Source organism: Paeniglutamicibacter sulfureus (assembly GCF_039535115.1).
GTDB classification, from domain to species: domain Bacteria; phylum Actinomycetota; class Actinomycetes; order Actinomycetales; family Micrococcaceae; genus Paeniglutamicibacter; species Paeniglutamicibacter sulfureus.
Genome location: NZ_BAAAWO010000001.1, coordinates 3,616,492 through 3,634,665, shown reverse-complemented (window position 1 = coordinate 3,634,665; position 18,174 = coordinate 3,616,492). Strand labels below are relative to the sequence as shown.

General features: G+C 60.9%; 12 protein-coding genes and 2 rRNA genes. 3 read left to right on the top strand and 11 right to left on the bottom strand.

Annotated features, from left to right (window positions below):
- Positions 1 to 11 precede the first annotated feature (11 nt).
- Together ABD687_RS16500 and ABD687_RS16495 are read right to left on the bottom strand one after the other, a co-directional pair.
- A 23S ribosomal RNA gene (locus ABD687_RS16500) occupies positions 12 to 3,141 on the bottom strand.
- A gap of 534 nt (positions 3,142 to 3,675) precedes the next feature.
- Positions 3,676 to 5,203: ribosomal RNA gene (locus ABD687_RS16495) — 16S ribosomal RNA — on the bottom strand.
- Together the 16S and 23S rRNA genes form the textbook arrangement of a ribosomal RNA operon.
- 521 nt (positions 5,204 to 5,724) lie before the next feature.
- Between ABD687_RS16495 and ABD687_RS16490 the strand changes: the two genes are divergently transcribed.
- Entirely contained in the window at positions 5,725 to 6,936 is a 1,212-nt protein-coding gene (locus ABD687_RS16490) for an integrase catalytic domain-containing protein (RefSeq protein WP_007273073.1), read from the top strand.
- Between the two features lie 216 nt (positions 6,937 to 7,152).
- Here the strand turns inward: ABD687_RS16490 and ABD687_RS16485 are convergent, their stop codons facing one another.
- From ABD687_RS16485 to ABD687_RS16465, 5 genes are all read right to left on the bottom strand, one after another.
- Positions 7,153 to 7,908 carry a GlgB N-terminal domain-containing protein gene (locus tag ABD687_RS16485; protein WP_310289579.1) on the bottom strand — a complete coding sequence of 252 codons (756 nt, stop codon included), beginning with the start codon at positions 7,906 to 7,908 and terminating at the stop codon, positions 7,153 to 7,155.
- A 246-nt stretch (positions 7,909 to 8,154) separates the two neighbouring features.
- Entirely contained in the window at positions 8,155 to 9,156 is a 1,002-nt protein-coding gene (rlmB, locus tag ABD687_RS16480; RefSeq protein ID WP_264271218.1) for a 23S rRNA (guanosine(2251)-2'-O)-methyltransferase RlmB, read from the bottom strand.
- 105 nt (positions 9,157 to 9,261) lie between these two features.
- On the bottom strand, positions 9,262 to 10,731 hold the full coding sequence (gene cysS, locus ABD687_RS16475; protein WP_310289581.1) for a cysteine--tRNA ligase: 1,470 nt from the start codon (positions 10,729 to 10,731) through the stop codon (positions 9,262 to 9,264).
- 54 nt (positions 10,732 to 10,785) lie between these two features.
- Complete coding sequence (gene ispD / locus ABD687_RS16470) at positions 10,786 to 12,054, bottom strand: 2-C-methyl-D-erythritol 4-phosphate cytidylyltransferase (protein ID WP_310289583.1); 1,269 nt, start codon at positions 12,052 to 12,054, stop codon at positions 10,786 to 10,788.
- 137 nt (positions 12,055 to 12,191) lie between these two features.
- A complete protein-coding gene (locus ABD687_RS16465; RefSeq protein WP_105551679.1) occupies positions 12,192 to 12,674 on the bottom strand; it encodes a CarD family transcriptional regulator in 483 nt (160 codons plus the stop codon).
- A 309-nt stretch (positions 12,675 to 12,983) separates the two neighbouring features.
- On the opposite strand from ABD687_RS16465, the gene ABD687_RS16460 reads away from it, so the two are divergent.
- Positions 12,984 to 13,514 (top strand): hypothetical protein, encoded by a 531-nt coding sequence (locus tag ABD687_RS16460; RefSeq protein WP_264271214.1) that lies wholly within the window; start codon positions 12,984 to 12,986, stop codon positions 13,512 to 13,514.
- Positions 13,515 to 13,774: 260 nt separating this feature from the next.
- On the opposite strand, the gene ABD687_RS16455 is transcribed toward ABD687_RS16460, so the two are convergent.
- Both ABD687_RS16455 and ABD687_RS16450 read right to left on the bottom strand, forming a co-directional pair.
- Positions 13,775 to 14,455: a response regulator transcription factor gene (locus ABD687_RS16455; protein ID WP_264271213.1), complete on the bottom strand. Its 681-nt coding sequence runs from the start codon at positions 14,453 to 14,455 to the stop codon at positions 13,775 to 13,777.
- Entirely contained in the window at positions 14,452 to 15,669 is a 1,218-nt protein-coding gene (locus ABD687_RS16450) for a sensor histidine kinase (RefSeq protein ID WP_264271212.1), read from the bottom strand. Before ABD687_RS16450 ends, ABD687_RS16455 begins: the two co-directional genes overlap by 4 nt.
- Before the next feature lie 181 nt (positions 15,670 to 15,850).
- On the opposite strand from ABD687_RS16450, the gene phoU reads away from it, so the two are divergent.
- Positions 15,851 to 16,510 (top strand): phosphate signaling complex protein PhoU, encoded by a 660-nt coding sequence (gene phoU / locus ABD687_RS16445; protein WP_302263007.1) that lies wholly within the window; start codon positions 15,851 to 15,853, stop codon positions 16,508 to 16,510.
- A gap of 246 nt (positions 16,511 to 16,756) precedes the next feature.
- On the opposite strand, the gene ABD687_RS16440 is transcribed toward phoU, so the two are convergent.
- Both ABD687_RS16440 and ABD687_RS16435 read right to left on the bottom strand, forming a co-directional pair.
- A complete protein-coding gene (locus ABD687_RS16440; protein WP_071214863.1) occupies positions 16,757 to 17,059 on the bottom strand; it encodes a DUF4193 domain-containing protein in 303 nt (100 codons plus the stop codon).
- Between the two features lie 304 nt (positions 17,060 to 17,363).
- Positions 17,364 to 18,107 (bottom strand): phosphoglyceromutase, encoded by a 744-nt coding sequence (locus ABD687_RS16435; RefSeq protein WP_310289591.1) that lies wholly within the window; start codon positions 18,105 to 18,107, stop codon positions 17,364 to 17,366.
- Positions 18,108 to 18,174: the final 67 nt, after the last annotated feature.

Here is an 18,174-nt window from a genome sequence, read left to right as displayed (position 1 = left end):
TGTGGTGTTTGTGGTTTAAGTTGTCGGCCTATTAGTACAGGTCAGCTTCACGAGTCTTTAGTCCTCGCTTCCACATCCTGCCTATCAACCCAGTGGTCTGGCTGGGGGCCTCTCACACTCAAAAGTGTATGGAAATCTCATCTCGAAGTGGGCTTCCCGCTTAGATGCTTTCAGCGGTTATCCCTTCCGAACGTAGCTAATCAGCGGTGCACTTGGCAGTACAACTGACACACCAGAGGTTCGTCCGTCCCGGTCCTCTCGTACTAAGGACAGCTCTTCTCAAATTTCCTGCGCGCGCAGCGGATAGGGACCGAACTGTCTCACGACGTTCTAAACCCAGCTCGCGTACCGCTTTAATGGGCGAACAGCCCAACCCTTGGGACCTACTCCAGCCCCAGGATGCGACGAGCCGACATCGAGGTGCCAAACCATGCCGTCGATATGGACTCTTGGGCAAGATCAGCCTGTTATCCCCGAGGTACCTTTTATCCGTTGAGCGACGGCCGTTCCACAACGTGCCGCCGGATCACTAGTCCCGACTTTCGTCCCTGCTCGAGCTGTCGCTCTCACAGTCAAGCTCCCTTGTGCACTTACACTCGACACCTGATTGCCAACCAGGCTGAGGGAACCTTTGGGCGCCTCCGTTACTCTTTAGGAGGCAACCGCCCCAGTTAAACTACCCATCAGGCACTGTCCCTGACCCAGATCATGGGCCGAAGTTAGGTGACCGGTACAGCCAGAGTGGTATTTCAACGATGACTCCACCCGAACTAGCGTCCGGGCTTCACAGTCTCCCACCTATCCTACACAAGCTGCACCGAACACCAATACCAAACTATAGTAAAGGTCTCGGGGTCTTTCCGTCCTGCTGCGCGTAACGAGCATCTTTACTCGTAGTGCAATTTCGCCGAGTTCATGGTTGAGACAGCGGGGAAGTCGTTACTCCATTCGTGCAGGTCGGAACTTACCCGACAAGGAATTTCGCTACCTTAGGATGGTTATAGTTACCACCGCCGTTTACTGGGGCTTAAATTCTCAGCTTCGCTCCAAAGAGCTAACCGGTCCTCTTAACCTTCCAGCACCGGGCAGGAGTCAGTCCGTATACATCGTCTTGCGACTTCGCACGGACCTGTGTTTTTAGTAAACAGTCGCTTCCCCCTGGTCTCTGCGGCCCACACCCGCTCCGAGGAGTAAATCCTCATCACGGGGCAGGCCCCCCTTCTCCCGAAGTTACGGGGGCATTTTGCCGAGTTCCTTAACCATGATTCTCTCGATCGCCTTAGTATTCTCTACCTGATCACCTGTGTCGGTTTGGGGTACGGGCGGCTAAAACCTCGCGTCGATGCTTTTCTTGGCAGCATAGGATCACCGAATCACCCCCCAAAAGGGGCGCCTATCGGGTCTCAGGCTATGTGAGTCGCGGATTTGCCTACGACTCGCCCTACATCCTTGGACCAGGTCAATTCCATTGCCTGGCTCGGCTACCTTCCTGCGTCACACCTGTTAATACGCTTACCTCCCTGGTTCGGGTCCCGCGCCGCACACCCGATACAAGGCCCGAAGGCCTTGAGGTGGGTGGTTGGGGCGGTTAGCATCACCAGTTCGGTATGGGCGGTTTTTCACCGGTACGGGAATATCAACCCGTTGTCCATCGACTACGCCTGTCGGCCTCGCCTTAGGTCCCGACTTACCCAGGGCAGATTAGCTTGACCCTGGAACCCTTGATCATTCGGCGGACGGGTTTCTCACCCGTCATTCGCTACTCATGCCTGCATTCTCACTCGTGTGGGCTCCACCGCTGGTTTACACCGCGACTTCACTGCCCACACGACGCTCCCCTACCCATCCACACGGCTGGACCACGAAGGCCTGCCAAATATGTGAATGACGCAACTTCGGCGGTGTGCTTGAGCCCCGCTACATTGTCGGCGCGGAATCACTTGACCAGTGAGCTATTACGCACTCTTTCAAGGGTGGCTGCTTCTAAGCCAACCTCCTGGTTGTCTTCGCAACTCCACATCCTTTTCCACTTAGCACACGCTTAGGGGCCTTAGTTGGCGTTCTGGGCTGTTTCCCTCTCGACTATGAAGCTTATCCCCCACAGTCTCACTGCTGCGCTCTCACTTACCGGCATTCGGAGTTTGGCTGACGTCAGTAACCTTGTAGGGCCCATTAGCCATCCAGTAGCTCTACCTCCGGTAAGAAACACGCAACGCTGCACCTAAATGCATTTCGGGGAGAACCAGCTATCACGAAGTTTGATTGGCCTTTCACCCCTACCCACAGCTCATCCCCTCCATTTTCAACTGAAGTGGGTTCGGTCCTCCACGCGCTCTTACACGCGCTTCAACCTGGCCATGGGTAGATCACTTCGCTTCGGGTCTAGATCACGCCACTCACTCGCCCTATTCAGACTCGCTTTCGCTACGGCTTCCCCACACGGGTTAACCTCGCGACGTAACACTAACTCGCAGGCTCATTCTTCAAAAGGCACGCTGTCACCCCAACAAGGAGGCTCCAACGGATTGTAAGCGCACGGTTTCAGGTACTATTTCACTCCCCTCCCGGGGTACTTTTCACCATTCCCTCACGGTACTTGTCCGCTATCGGTCATTGGGTAGTATTTAGGCTTACCAGGTGGTCCTGGCAGATTCAAACGGGATTTCTCGGGCCCCGTCCTACTTGGGATACTCTCACAAAGCGGCGGCACGCATTCGCACTACGGGACTCTCACCCTCTACGGTCCGGCATTCAAGCCGATTCGCCTATGCGCCCGCACCTCACTTCACCAGTCCGGCAGAACTGATATGGAAAGTCCCACAACCCCGACCATGCAACGCCCGCCGGCTATCACACATGGCTCGGTTTAGCCCCATCCGCGTTCGCTCGCCACTACTAACGGAATCACTATTGTTTTCTCTTCCTGCGGGTACTGAGATGTTTCACTTCCCCGCGTTCCCTCCACACAGCCTATGTGTTCAGCTGCGGGTCATACGGCATGACACCGTACGGGGTTTCCCCATTCGGAAATCCTGGTCTCAACGTCCGGTTATCGACTCCACCAGGCTTATCGCAGATTCCCACGTCCTTCTTCGGCTCCCAATGCCAAGGCATCCACCGTGCGCCCTTAAAAACTTGACCACAAACATGATCAAAAATTTACATGAGCTATATATTATTACAATCGAAAGAACCAAGAAAAACACACCCGAAAGTGCGTTCACCAGGTTCAATAATTCATAAGAAATTGCTATGCAAGACAAGGAAAAAATCCCTTGCCTCACAAGATGCTCGCGTCCACTATACAGTTCCCAAACAACAACCCCGTCACACCCACCACCAACACACCCCCAGGGGGCTCGTGCGGCTTAGGCCATGCGCGGGACAATCCAGAAAAAACAAGAACCCAACCCGAAACCGGATCGGGGCCTGTTATTCCAGGACCCAACAGTGTGCCAAAAGACCACCCGCGTTCGCCGGCGGCTCCCGTTCCAACCACCGGAACGAATCCCGAAAGCGTACTAGAAAACCACCCACCAACGATGGACGGCCATGATTTGTTGATATTCCACCCTTGAGCACTCGCCCATCAACACAAGTGATGGATGCGAGCAGCACTGAACACCCGCACGGGAAACACTGTGGAATCCCTGCCTGGTGCTAGTTGCTCCTTAGAAAGGAGGTGATCCAGCCGCACCTTCCGGTACGGCTACCTTGTTACGACTTAGTCCCAATCGCCGGTCCCACCTTCGACGGCTCCCTCCCACAAGGGGTTAGGCCACCGGCTTCGGGTGTTACCAACTTTCGTGACTTGACGGGCGGTGTGTACAAGGCCCGGGAACGTATTCACCGCAGCGTTGCTGATCTGCGATTACTAGCGACTCCGACTTCATGGGGTCGAGTTGCAGACCCCAATCCGAACTGAGACCGGCTTTTTGGGATTAGCTCCACCTCACAGTATCGCAACCCATTGTACCGGCCATTGTAGCATGCGTGAAGCCCAAGACATAAGGGGCATGATGATTTGACGTCGTCCCCACCTTCCTCCGAGTTGACCCCGGCAGTCTCCCATGAGTCCCCGCCTTTACGCGCTGGCAACATGGAACGAGGGTTGCGCTCGTTGCGGGACTTAACCCAACATCTCACGACACGAGCTGACGACAACCATGCACCACCTGTGAACCAGCCCCAAAGGGGAAACCGTGTTTCCACGGCGGTCTGGCACATGTCAAGCCTTGGTAAGGTTCTTCGCGTTGCATCGAATTAATCCGCATGCTCCGCCGCTTGTGCGGGCCCCCGTCAATTCCTTTGAGTTTTAGCCTTGCGGCCGTACTCCCCAGGCGGGGCACTTAATGCGTTAGCTACGGCGCGGAAAACGTGGAATGTCCCCCACACCTAGTGCCCAACGTTTACGGCATGGACTACCAGGGTATCTAATCCTGTTCGCTCCCCATGCTTTCGCTCCTCAGCGTCAGTTAATGCCCAGAGACCTGCCTTCGCCATCGGTGTTCCTCCTGATATCTGCGCATTTCACCGCTACACCAGGAATTCCAGTCTCCCCTACATCACTCTAGTCTGCCCGTACCCACCGCAGATCCGAGGTTGAGCCTCGGACTTTCACGATAGACGCGACAAACCGCCTACGAGCTCTTTACGCCCAATAATTCCGGATAACGCTTGCGCCCTACGTATTACCGCGGCTGCTGGCACGTAGTTAGCCGGCGCTTCTTCTGCAGGTACCGTCACTTTCGCTTCTTCCCTACTGAAAGAGGTTTACAACCCGAAGGCCGTCATCCCTCACGCGGCGTCGCTGCATCAGGCTTTCGCCCATTGTGCAATATTCCCCACTGCTGCCTCCCGTAGGAGTCTGGGCCGTGTCTCAGTCCCAGTGTGGCCGGTCACCCTCTCAGGCCGGCTACCCGTCGTCGCCTTGGTGAGCCATTACCTCACCAACAAGCTGATAGGCCGCGAGTCCATCCCTGACCAAAAAATCTTTCCACCAAAAACCATGCGGTCCACGGTGCATATCCGGTATTAGACCCAGTTTCCCAGGCTTATCCCAGAGTCAGGGGCAGGTTACTCACGTGTTACTCACCCGTTCGCCACTAATCATTCTGTGCAAGCACAAAAGTCATCGTTCGACTTGCATGTGTTAAGCACGCCGCCAGCGTTCATCCTGAGCCAGGATCAAACTCTCCGTAAAAAAATACAGACACAACCAACACGCCGACTGGAAAAAATCGACCGGGCTGCACCAAGCAAAACATCCTGGCAAATTGCCCCAGGCATCCACACGGGGGTGCGGACCCTAAAACCATTCACCAATAAAATAAATAAATTGGTATCAACAAACTTGGCACACTATTGAGTTCTCAAACAACAGACACTTCCAACACCCACAACCGGACTAACAATTCCCGCCGGCGCTTCGCTCTGGAGCAACTTTACTATCCTAGACCCAAACAAACTCAGCGTCAAATCGACTTCCGAAGTTCATTTGGAATTCTTTGCAATCGGCTCCGCGCTTCACCCTCTCGGGCTACGTTGCGGTGCTCGGTGCGAGAAATAACTGTACGCGCATCCGGACCAAATGTCCAAACGGCGCGTTGACTCACTAGTAATGCTCGCGAAATGAGGTGCGTGCCTCATTTAAGAATGCTCGCGAAACTCTGGCCACCAGGGCGGGCAGCAGGCTGTGCTGGGGAGATGAAACAGGGGATATCGATGCACACCCGGCGAGAGCTCGTCAGCGGCTTCGCCGCCGAGTATGCGAAAGGGACCAAGGGACAGAAGGGCGTGATGCTCGACTACCTGTGCGCATCGACCGGCTGGTCAAGGGCCAACGCCCGCCGGCGTCTGGCCACGGAACTGCGTAAGCCCGCACGCGGGATTCCGAAGCCCCTGCCGCGGCGCAGGCCCCGCAAGTACGGGCCGGCGGCCCTCAAGCTCCTGGAACGAATCTGGACGCTTTCCGGAGAGCCCTGCGGGAAATACTTGGCTCCGATCATGGCCGACGAGCTCGAGCGTTTGGAACGCTTCGACGAACTCGGGACAGTGGCGGGACTGCTGACCGACGAGGTCAGGGACGAGCTGCTATCCATGTCGGCCTCCACGATGGATCGGTATCTGAAGCCGTTGCGCGCCGCTCGATACCCCTCGGCACTGTCCTCGACCAAGCCCGGGGCGATGCTGCGTTCGGAGATCCCGGTGCGGTGGTCGGGCACGCCCATGGAGCAGGAACCGGGGTTCTTCGAGATCGACACCGTCGCCCACTGCGGACACAGCCTCAAGGGCGAGTTCCTGTATTCGATCACCCTGACAGATGTGTTCACCGGGTGGACCGTGAACACGTGTGTGAAAAACCGTGCGCACAGCCATGTCGTGGCCGGGGTCGACCTGCTGGTCCGGTCCCTGCCCTACCCGATGCGGGCCCTGGATTTCGACAATGGCGGTGAATTCATCAACACCCAGCTCATCGAGTGGGCGCAGGAACGAAACATTGATCTGACTAGGGCGCGGGCGTATAAGCATAACGACAATGCGCATGTCGAGCAGCGAAATCGGGATTGGGTCCGTCGCCATGCCTTCAGGTTCCGCTACGAGGGTCCGGAGGAGATGGCCCTGCTCAATGAGCTCTGGGCGCTGGTGAACCAGCGCAAGAACCACCTGCTGCCGATGGTCAAGGCCAACGGCTACGGCACCGCACGTTCGGGTCGCAGGAAGCGGACTTATGACCGGCCGCGGACCGCGTACCAGCGCATCATGGATCTGGAGGCCATGGACCCGGAACATGCCAAGGCCCTGGCGGGCATCCACGGGGACCTGAATCCGGCGGCCATCACTCGCCGCATCAATGCCATCCAGAACCATCTCATCAACCGGGCCAAGATGCGCGCGCAGTCCGGGGATGCCCTATTTGGCGAGCAAATTAGTTGAGGCATGCGGGATTATTTCGCGAGCATATTGACATGAGGCAAGGCGAACGGCAGGAACCCTCACCGCCAGAGGTCCAGGAACCCCGCAAAGACGGGAAATTTCCATCCCTCGGCACCAGGGAATCACCAAAACAAGGCAGAATACCTTTTGTGAGCTGGCCCATAGGAATTACCGCTTAATGTCTGGGATTCACCGTCCCCGTGTCCGACCTAAGATCTAGGCCTCAAACCCCTCGGGTTGGACTACACATATGGTGTCGGGATCCTCGGTCGAATAGTGGCCAACAGGATCTGCATACTCGACCCATGTGCCGGTGGGCTCCAGGTATTCGAATCGGTACTTGGAGCCGACCGAAACGCCAGGAATAAAGATTTCCCAGATCCCGCTATGGCCAAGCTGGCGCATGGCGTGGGCGGAACCGTTCCAAATGTTGAAATCGCCGCAAACCCGCACTGCAACGGCCTCATCCTGCCTGACTACGAAACCAGTGCCTTCCACGTCCCCCATGGGTGAGGAGTAGTGCTGTGGATGTGCACCGAGCAAGAGTTCCTGCACCTGCGTTCCTCCGGTCCGCAGGCGATGGAGCTCCAGCTCACCCAAACGGGGTGTATGCCGATATGGATCATCGATCACGCGGACTCCCCCGAGCTCAATGCGTTGGATCCGGTAGTCGGGAACTCTGCCAATGTCCTTGGACTCGATCAACCCCACCCAGAGGTCTCCGTGCTCGCGAAGCATGGGTACCGTGGCCGTCGCGGTCAGGATGTTGATGGCCAGGACATCGCGCTGCAAGGTCCGGACGCACACATGCCCCAACAGGTTCAGGTGGGGCCCAAGGATCGCGTGCGGGGATTTGTCTTCTCCCCGTTCAACCGCTTCGAGGACCTCGGGTCGTACGTGCAAGGGCGCTCCCAATGATTCTTCTAGCCGGTGCGGCGCATAGTCGTCGGCGTCGAGCTCCGCTTGACCCATGGCTTTTCTCCATCCCCCTCGTTGCATCGTTCCGGGGTGCCCATCTTGCTTGTCGGCACCTGGGGTTCCGATTCACCTCACGCTATCGAGAATCGGTGGCCTTGGGAATAGCCACCCCTGTAGAGGCCGGTGAAGTAGGGCAAGGCTCGTTAACGAAGAAAGTGGCCCGACGAATCCTTGCCAGAAACGTCGAACCACTTTCATGAAATTCTAGTGCCATCCGGGCGGGGCCCGGTGCACGGTGCCTTAGGCGCTGCGCTTGCGCGAAACCTCGTAAAGCGTGATGCCCACGGCCATCGATGCATTCAGCGACTCCATGGAGGAGTTGATCGGGATCGAGACGATCATGTCGCAGTTCTCGCGCACCAGGCGGGACAGGCCCTTGCCCTCGGAGCCCACCACGATGCACAGCGGATCGGTGGCCAGGCCGAGATCCGGCAAGGAGACGTCGCCGTCGCCGTCCAGGCCGATGACAAATACGCCGGCTTCCTTCATGCCCTTGAGGGTGGAGGTCAGGTTGGGGGCACGGGTGACCGGCACGCGCACGGCGGCACCCGCACTGGTCTTCCAGGCCGAGGCCGTCATGCCCACCGAGCGGCGCTCGGGAACAATTACGGCGTGGGCATTGAATGCCGAAGCCGAACGGATGATCGCACCGAGGTTGCGCGGGTCGGTGATGCCGTCCAGTGCAATGAACAGCGGGGCGTTCTTGACGTAGCCCTTGCGGTGCTTGGAGATGGTGGCCTTGACGGTTTCCAGCGCATCGGCGTAATCGTACGGCGGGATCTGCAGGACCAGGCCCTGGTGGATTGCCTCGTCGGTCATCCGGTCCAGTTCCGGCTTGCCGGTTTCCATCACGGGGATGCCGCGTTCGGCGGCGATCTTCAGGGATTCACGCACGCGCTCATCCATGTCGATCCGGATAGCCACATGCAGCGCCTTGGCAGGAATGCCGGCGCGCAGGGCCTCGACGACCGAGTTGCGTCCGGTGACCAGTTCTTCGCTGTTCTTCGAGCGTCCGCCGGTGCTGCGGCCGCGGGAGGCGGGGCCGCCCTTGGAGGTTCCGCGCTTTGCCGCGGAGCGCTCGGCAAGCTCCTTGTTCTTGAAGGCCTTGTGGTACGGGCGGTCCTCGGCCTTGGGCGTGGGGCCCTTGCCCTCAAGCGCCTTGCGGCCATATCCGCCGGTTCCGACGGAGGGGCCCTTCTTGCTCTTGCTTTTGGCGCCGGAACGCCTTGGTGCAGCAGACATGATGGTGTATTCCTAGGATCGGGGCGGACGGCACGGCGATTTCACGCACCGCCCCGCCCATTTTAGCGACAAGGAAGGCATATTCCTTGCCCTTTGTGTGGCAACTTACCCTTTCAGGCTCCAACGGGCGCCGTCCGCCGAGTCCTCAACCACGATTCCGGCCTTGGCCAGGGTGTCGCGAATGGCATCCGAACGCGCCCAGTCCTTGGCCTCGCGGGCGGCTGCCCGGTCGGCCAATTGGGCGTCAACCAGCACCGAAAGTGCGGCGGACTGCGCGGCATCGGCGGAACCGCCGGCCTCGATGGTGTCGTCCAGGCCCAGCGTGTAGGTCATGGCCATGACCTGCTGCATGGCTTCGTCGGCCGCCTCGAGGTCGCCGGCTGCCAGCGCAATGTTGCCGCGGCGCACCGTCTCATGAAGCGACGCCAGTGCCTGAGGCACGTTGAGGTCATCGTTCATGGCGTCGGCAAAGGCATCGGTCACCTCGAAGTGGTGCATGTCGATTGAGAAGTCCTCGGTGGGGCCCACGCCGTGGATGCGGTCCAGCGCGTTGGCCACAAACCCGTCGATGCGCTCGACCGCGGACGTGGCCTCGGCGAGGGAATCGGGGCGGTAGTCCAGCTGGGAGCGGTAGTGCGCCTGGCCCAGAAAGTAGCGCACGGCCCGGGGGCTTGCCATTTCCAGCATTTCTGCCGGGGCAATGGTGTTGCCGACGGACTTGGACATCTTTTCACCCTCGTAGGTGACCATGCCGTTGTGCATCCAGAAGTTGGCGAACTCGTGGCCCGCGGCCATGGACTGGGCCATCTCGTTTTCGTGATGCGGGAAGCGCAGGTCCAGTCCGCCGCCGTGGATGTCGAAGGCGGTGCCCAGGTACTTGGTGACCATGGCGGAGCATTCCAGGTGCCAGCCGGGACGGCCGGTTCCCCATGGGCTGGGCCAGGAAGCACTGGCCGGATCGGTGTCCTTCTGCCCCTTCCATAGAGCGAAGTCGCGCGGATCGCGCTTTCCGCGCGGGTCTGCATCCGGGGCGCCCTGCATGTCATCGACGTTCTGGTGGGTCAGCGAGCCGTAGGCCGGGAAGGAACGGACGTCGAAGTAGACGTCGCCGGAGTCATCCAGCGCCGGGTACGCATGGCCTGCCTCGATGAGCCGGGCAATGAGCTGGTGCATCTCCGGGATGTGGCCGGTGGCGCGGGGTTCGTAGGTGGGGCGGCGCACCCCCAGGGTGTCATAGGCCGCGTTGAATTCCTGCTCGAAGCGGTAGGCCAGGGCGAACCACTCCTCGCGCGCAAAGTAGTCTTCGTTTTCCTCGAAGTCCTCGGCGAAGGAGGCAGCTGACTTCTCCAGGATCTTGTCGTCGATGTCCGTGACGTTGCGGACGACGGTGACCTCGAAGCCGCGGTTTTCCAGCCAGCGGGTGAGGATGTCGAAGGCGATGGCGCTGCGTACGTGTCCCACGTGCGGCATGCCCTGGACGGTGGCGCCGCAGTAGTACAGCCCGACCTTGCCCTCGGTTAGGGGCACGAAGTCCCGGGTCGTTGCCTGCTGGGTGTCATAAAAACGGATGCTCACCTGTACAGGTTATCCGAGGTCGTCAAACACCCGGTGCGCCGCGAACGGCGTTTTTCAGCGCACCGAATACACCAATGCGGTGGCATAGGCGGTGACTCCCGCGCCGGCACCCTCGTACCCCAGGCCGTCGGAGGTGGTCGCGGTGACGCTGACCGGGGCACCGGCCGCCTTGCTCAACACGGCGTCGGCTTCCGTCCGGCGGGCGGCGAACTTGGGACGCCGGCCAACGAACTGGACCGCAACGTTGCCGATCTCGAATCCCGCGGCACGCACCAGGCGCGCGGCCTCGGCCAGCAACGTGGTGCCCGAGGCCCCGGCATATTCGGGACGGTCGGTGCCGAAGTGTGTTCCCAAATCCCCGATGCCGGCGGCCGAGAACAGCGCGTCGCAGGCGGCGTGGGCAACCGCGTCGCCGTCGGAGTGACCCGACAGGCCCTGGTCCTCGGGGAAATGGAGTCCGGCCAGCCACATGGCCCGGGGCTCGGCGGGATCGGCGACGGCATGAACATCGATGCCGATGCCGGTGCGCGGGATCAGCGGGGGCTGCTGGCCGCCGGAGTGCGGGGGCATAGGGGATTCCTTCGGGGGGTGTGCCGGCAACATGGATTCGGCCAGGACAAGGTCCGGCTTGGTGGTGATCTTCAGGGCCGCCGCTGCACCGGGGACGGTATCGACACGCTCACCCAAAATTTCCATGAGCATCGCATCGTCGGTGATGGCCTCGGCCTTGGCCCGGTCCCAATCCGTGGCTTGTTGGTGTGCCGCCAACAGGGTGGGTGCGTGGAAACCCTGCGGGGTTTGGACGGCTCGCAGCAGATCGCGTGCCGGGGTGCCGGTGACGTGCGGCTGGCGTCCCGGATCGGTGGCCACTTGCTTGATGGTGTCCACCACCGGCACCACCGGAATCACCGCCTGTGCCCCCGCAAGAAGTGAGCTCACGACTTGGCGGAAGACCTCGGGCGGGGTCAGCGCGCGGGCTGCGTCGTGAATCAGGACGCGTTCGGTCCCGGGTTCCAGCGCCGCGAGTCCGGCACGCACCGAGTCGTTGCGGGTTGCTCCGCCGCTCACCCAGTGTGGTCGCAACGGATGGTTCGCTGCGATGGCAGCAAGTTCCGCTTCGTCCTCCGGCAGCACTGCAATGACTTGGGCGGCGCAGCCGGCCAGTTGGATTCGGTCCAGCGCATGCTCGAGCAACGACCGGCCGGCCAGCGGGACCAGGGCCTTGGGGATGCCGTAGCCAAGCCGGGTCCCCGAGCCGGCGGCCACCACGATGACTGCCGTCTGGTGGATCTCTTGCTCGCTAAACGAAGTTGGGACATTCACGCCTTCCAGCCTAACGGTGTTCCAACGGCCCTTCCGCGCTGACTTGCCAGCGGCCTTTAAATGCCGGTGGGGGTCCGAAACGCCTTGCGGTGTTTCGGACCCCCACCGGGGTTCAAACCAAATAGAACTCGTGGCTGCTAAGAGGCCAAAACCTCGTCGAGCACGCTCTCGGCTTTTTCCTCATCGAGCTTCTTGGCCAAGGCCAGTTCGCTGATCAGGATCTGGCGGGCCTTTGCAAGCATGCGCTTTTCGCCTGCGGAAAGTCCGCGGTCGTTATCGCGGCGCCACAGATCGCGAACGACCTCTGCAACCTTGATTACGTCGCCGGAAGCGAGCTTTTCCAGATTCGCCTTGTAACGGCGCGACCAGTTGGTAGGCTCTTCTGTAAACTCGGCCCGCAGCACGTCGAAGACGTGATCCAAACCTTCCTGACCAACTACATCGCGCACACCAACGAGATCGACATTTTCTGCCGGAACCTCGATGGTCAGATCACCCTGGGCAACCTTAAGCTTGAGATACATCTTCTCTTCGCCCTTGATGGTGCGCATTTTGATCTCTTCGATCATTGCTGCACCGTGGTGCGGGTAGACAACTGTCTCGCCAACCTCAAAAACCATGTGGATAAACCCCTTTCCCACTACCTAGTTTACCACGATTGTTTGGCAAATTGATTCGGGGGGCTCCCCTACTCCCTTGTAATGGCGGGGTTTTGGGTCTTCCCAAGCGGCCGATCTCCTGCTATGCAAAGCAGTCATTTCGGGTCGTTTCATGGCTGTGATCAGCGCATTGATGACTCTTACGCCGGTGGCCGAATCATACATTCTCGACAAAACCCATTAGGCTAGGGGGCGAGAGTGGCTCCCTCGGGTGTATCCCGTGTGCCCACGAGCTCACCCGAACTCGAACCTGATTGAGGAGTTTGTGCCGTGATGACCGCACAGAAGAACCGTGGACGCCGCGTCGTTGCCGCAGCAGCCCTTGCCATTTTGTCCCTTGGTGTCACCAGCTGTGGTGCCATCAACGAGCAGGCAACGACCTTCCAGTACGCCGCATCCGATGGAATCGTTCTTAACGTCGGCGACGTCGAAGTCCGCAACCTGATGCTCGTCACCAAGAGCGCCACCGACGAGGCCCGACTGCTCGGCTCCCTGGTCAACAGCACCGATGCTGCCCAGAAGCTGGAAGTAACGCTTGCTTCCGGTTCGGTCAGCATCGATGTGCCAGCCAAGTCCGTCGTGTCCCTCGAAAAGACCGAAAACGCCAAGACCGTGCCTTCCACCGGAGTGCTTCCGGGCGCACTGGCCCAGGCGACCCTGAGCATCGGCTCGGGCTCCGACGAGGTCCGTATCCCGGTGATCGACGGAACCCTCGAGGAGTACCGCGACTACGTTCCGGGCGGACATGACCCGAAGAGCCTTGAGCACTTGACCCCGTCCGAGAAGCCCGCCGCACACTAAGGCGGCTTCGGCGCCCCAGCGGCGACGGCGACGGCGACGGCGACGGCGAGAGAGCATAAACAGCGAAGGCGATGGGCCCGGAAGAATTCTTCCGGGCCCATCGCCTTCGGCGTCTGGATAGGCACCGGCAGATCCGCGAAATCACGCAAGGACTTCGCGCCGCGGCCTCTGCCTCACCACGACTACGAACGGCAACGGGCCCGCGGGGCGTCAGGAATGACGCCCCGCGGGCCCGTTGCCTTGATGCCTTCAGGCGTTCGCTATGCCTCGAACTTGTATCCCAGGCCGCGCACCGTGACCAAGTGGACCGGGGTCGCCGGCTCCGGTTCGATCTTCGAGCGCAGGCGCTTCACGTGCACGTCGAGGGTCTTGGTGTCCCCCACGTAGTCCGAGCCCCAGACCCTGTCGATCAGCTGCCCGCGGGTCAGCACCCGGCCGGCGTTGCGCAGGAGCATCTCCAACAGCTCGAATTCCTTCAGCGGCATCGGCACCTCCGTGGTGCGCACCGAGACCACGTGGCGTTCCACATCCATGCGGACGGGGCCGGCGGCAACGATGTTGGACACCAATTCGTCGCCCTCGCCCTGTCGGCGCAGCACCGCGCGGATGCGGGCCACCAGTTCCCGGGAGGAGTAGGGCTTGGTGACATAGTCGTCGGCACCCAGCTCCAGGCCGACGACCTTGTCGATTTCCGAGTCCTTGGCGGTCAGCATGATCACCGGCACCTGCGAGACCGTGCGGATCTGGCGGAACACCTCGGTCCCGGGCTGGCCCGGCAGCATCAGGTCAAGGAGTACCAGGTCGGCGCCGTGGCGCTCGAACTCGGTGACGGCATCCAACCCGTTGTCGGCCACGCGGACCTCGAAGCCCTCCTTTTCCAGCAGGTACGTCAACGGGTCTGAAAGCGATTCCTCGTCCTCAACCAGCAAAATACGGGTCATCCCCGTCCTCCTTCCGGCAGCGCGCCAGGCGCATGGGCCGTTTTGTGTTTATGGTCGTTCCTCGAGGGAAGCGACTCGTCTTGTTCGCCGGTTTCTTCAAGCATCGGAAGGCGCACCGTGAAGGTCGACCCTTGTCCGGGCTGGGACCACAGGGTGATTTCGCCGCCGTGGTTGGCCACCACGTGCTTGACGATGCTCAGCCCCAGGCCGGTTCCGCCGGTGTGCCGCGAGCGCGCCGCGTCAATGCGGTAGAAGCGTTCAAAGATCCGGTCCTGCTCGTCCGGGGCGATGCCGGGGCCCTGGTCCGTGACGGAAATCTGGACAAGCCCGTCGCGCTCCCGCAGTCCCACGCCCACGGTGGTGTCCTCGGGCGAGTAGCGGATGGCGTTGTCGATTAGGTTGCGCAGTGCCGTCATTAGCAGGTCGCGGTCTCCGAAGACCGGCTGGTGCACCGAGCCTCCCACCGAGATCTTGATGCGTTTTTCCTCCGCCGGCAACTTGTTGCGGTCCACGGCCTCTGCCAGCACCTCGTTGAGGTCGATGTTCTCACCCATCAGCACCACGTCGGTGCCCTGCAGCCGGGACAGTTCGATGATGTCCTGGACCAGCGCCGCCAGACGGGCCGATTCCTTGTGCAAGCGGGCGGTGAAGCGACGCACGGCCGTTTCGTCGTCGGCGGCTCCGTCGATGGCCTCGGCCAGCAGCGAGATCGCCCCGACGGGGGTCTTCAGTTCGTGGGACACGTTGGCCACAAAGTCGTTGCGGACCGCGGCGGTGCGGGTGATCTCGGTGCGGTCATCGGCAAGCAGCAGGATGTATTCCTCGCCCAGCGGGGCAACCCGCACATGGATGATCATGCTCGCGGCGCCCATGGTGCCCCGAGGGAGCTCGAACTCGCGTTCGGCAATCACCCCGTCGGCGCGGACCTTGCGGGCGAGGGTGCGCAATTCATCATGGATGAGCGTGTGCCCTCGCACCAGCCCATAGGCATAGGAGGCGGGGTTCGCACGCACTACCCCGTCGACCTCGTCGAGGATGACAAAGGCGCGGCCAATCACCGACAGCACTTCGGCGGAGCCCTCGGGCAGCGTCGGCTCACCGACCACCGGCAGGCCGCCGCGGGAGCGCATCGAACCGCGGTACGCCATGATGCCCACAATGCCAAGGGCCAACCCGACGAGGCCCGCAACAAGGGAAAGCAAGACATCATTCACACCTCCTAGCCTAACCGGGGTTCAACCGTCCACCGGCTCCAAACCAGCCAATGACGCGACTCATTCACGAAACGTTCACCTCGTTTCCCCGGCCGATTCACCTGGTGCTGTAACAATGGACATGAACAGTTCCGTCGTCCGTGCCGGACGCGGTGACAAATCGTAGTGAAAGGACGCCCGCGTGCGTAAGGTTTTCCAGGCCGATCTGCAGCAAATCGGAGAAGAACTCATCGAGATGTCCCGTCTTGTGGCCACGGCCATGGAACGTGCCTATGAGTCGTTTACGAATGCGGACATCGATTTGGCCCAGGAAGTCATCGCCGAGGACGCCAAGATCGATTTCCTGCAGAACCAGCTCGACGAACGCGCCATCGACGTGTTGGCTCTCCAGGGTCCGGTGGCCTCGGACCTGCGCATGATCGTTGGATCGTTGCGCATGAGCGCCTCGCTGGAGCGCATGGGCGATTTGGCCCGACACGTGGCCCAGCTGGCACGTCTGCGCTTCCCGCAGCAGGTGGTCCCGGAATCCATCGCCCCCACCTTCAAGGAAATGGCGGAGCTCGACATCGCCATCGCCATCAAGGTCGGCGAATTGCTGGACACCCGCGACCTGGCCATTGCCCGGGAAATCATCGAGCTGAATACCAAGATCGATGAACTGCACTCCTCGATCTTCAAGGTCGTGGCAGCTCCGGATTGGACCCACTCCGGGCCGACGACAGCCGACGTCACGCTGACCAGCCGCTATCTCGAGCGCTTTGGCGACCACGGGGTATCGGTGGCCCGCAAGGTTTCCTACCTGGTCACCGGCGAATGGGATCCGGACATCAGCGTCTTCTAGGCAACATGCCTCCGGCGGCACCGCGGCTTTCCGCCGGTGCCACCACGCGCGATGGCCCCGCCGGAACGGCGGGGCCATCGTTTTTTGCGTTTTGGCCAGGTGGCATTAAACGCCAAACCGCCACATGCCTTCCCGTGGAGCCGGGCGTCTTTCCGTGGAAGACACGACGTCTTCGGGGAGTGGGCGCACAGCCTGGGAAAATTGATGCAGCGGCAGTCGTTCTAGGCGCTGGGGCGTTGCTTGGCCCTAGCCTTCGCAGTCGCGGCAGTATGCCACGCCGTTGGCCTCGCGCGCCAGGAGCGTGCGATGGCGGATCAGGAAGCAGGAGCCACAGAGGAACTCGTCTTCCTTCTGCGGAACGACGGTGACCGTCAGTTCCTCGTTCGACAGGTCGGCACCCGCCAGCTCGACACCATCCGAGGTGTCTTCCTCATCCAGGTCTCGGGACACGCTACGTGCGTCGGGAGCGTTTGCGGACTTGACCGCTTCAAGGGAGGCCTTACGGGCCTCGGCTACGTCTGGCCGGACCTCATCATAATCAGTTGCCACGAAATGCAATCCTTACGTGATTCAGGGGTACGTCGAGACGACACAGTACAGCATGAACCCGTGTGCGCAAGTGCCAATTTCCCATTTTTCGCCCCCCGCGCAGATTTTGTGACCAGTCGAACATTCCCGACGGTCTCCGAGACCGTATTTCCATGGCCCGGGACACAGTGGGGCCAGGGGTCTGCCCGCGCCGGATTCCGCAGCGAACACCTGTCGACACACGGCAAAACGGGGCTGCGTTCCATGCCGGCCGGCATGGGACGCAGCCCCGTTATTCCACTTGCAGGGAGGGAAGCGGTGGACCCTAGCGGCCCTGGTTGGCGACGGCCTTGATGGCGTCGGCAGCGGCATCCGCGTCAAGGTACTGTCCACCGCGGGTGACCGGGGTGAAGTCCTCGTTGAGTTCGTACACCAGCGGGATGCCGGTAGGGATGTTCAAGCCGGCGATGTCCTCGTCGCTGATGTGGTCGAGGTGCTTGACCAGGGCGCGTAGCGAGTTGCCGTGCGCGGTGACCAGGACGGTCTTGTGCGCGGCAAGGTCCGGCTTGATCTCGTCTTCCCAGTACGGGAGCATGCGATCCAGGACGTCCTTGAGGCATTCGGTGCGCGGTGCGTCGTCGCCCAGGTTGGCGTAGCGCGGATCGTTGATCTGGCTGAACTCCGAGTCGTCGGACAGCGCCGGCGGCGGGGTGTCGTAACTGCGGCGCCATTCCATGAACTGCTCCTCGCCGTATTCGGCCAGGGTCGCTGCCTTGTCCTTGCCCTGCAGCGCGCCGTAGTGACGTTCGTTCAGGCGCCAGCTGCGCTTGACCGGGATCCACGACAGGTCCGCGGACTCCAGGGCCAGGTTTGCGGTGATGATGGCGCGCTTGAGCAGCGAGGTGTGCAGGACAGCAGGGGCCAGCTTGGCCTCGGTGAGCATCTGCCCGCCGCGAACGGCTTCGGCACGGCCCTGTTCGGTCAGCGTGACGTCGTACCAGCCGGTGAACAGGTTCTTTTCGTTCCACTCGCTTTGCCCGTGGCGCAGCAGGATCAGGGTGTAAGTCATGAAACCCATTCTAGGGCGCGTGAAGTGCCTTACTTTATTCCGTGACACGCGCGGGTCGCGGTGCCGG

Excerpts from the sequence above, each read along its gene's own strand:
- ABD687_RS16490 (WP_007273073.1), top strand. The coding sequence starts at position 5,725 with ATGCACACCCGGCGAGAGCTCGTCAGCGGCTTCGCCGCCGAGTATGCG.
- ABD687_RS16485 (WP_310289579.1), bottom strand. The coding sequence starts at position 7,908 with ATGGGTCAAGCGGAGCTCGACGCCGACGACTATGCGCCGCACCGGCTA.
- rlmB (WP_264271218.1), bottom strand. The coding sequence starts at position 9,156 with ATGTCTGCTGCACCAAGGCGTTCCGGCGCCAAAAGCAAGAGCAAGAAG.
- ABD687_RS16465 (WP_105551679.1), bottom strand. The coding sequence starts at position 12,674 with ATGGTTTTTGAGGTTGGCGAGACAGTTGTCTACCCGCACCACGGTGCA.
- ABD687_RS16455 (WP_264271213.1), bottom strand. The coding sequence starts at position 14,455 with ATGACCCGTATTTTGCTGGTTGAGGACGAGGAATCGCTTTCAGACCCG.
- ABD687_RS16435 (WP_310289591.1), bottom strand. The coding sequence starts at position 18,107 with ATGACTTACACCCTGATCCTGCTGCGCCACGGGCAAAGCGAGTGGAAC.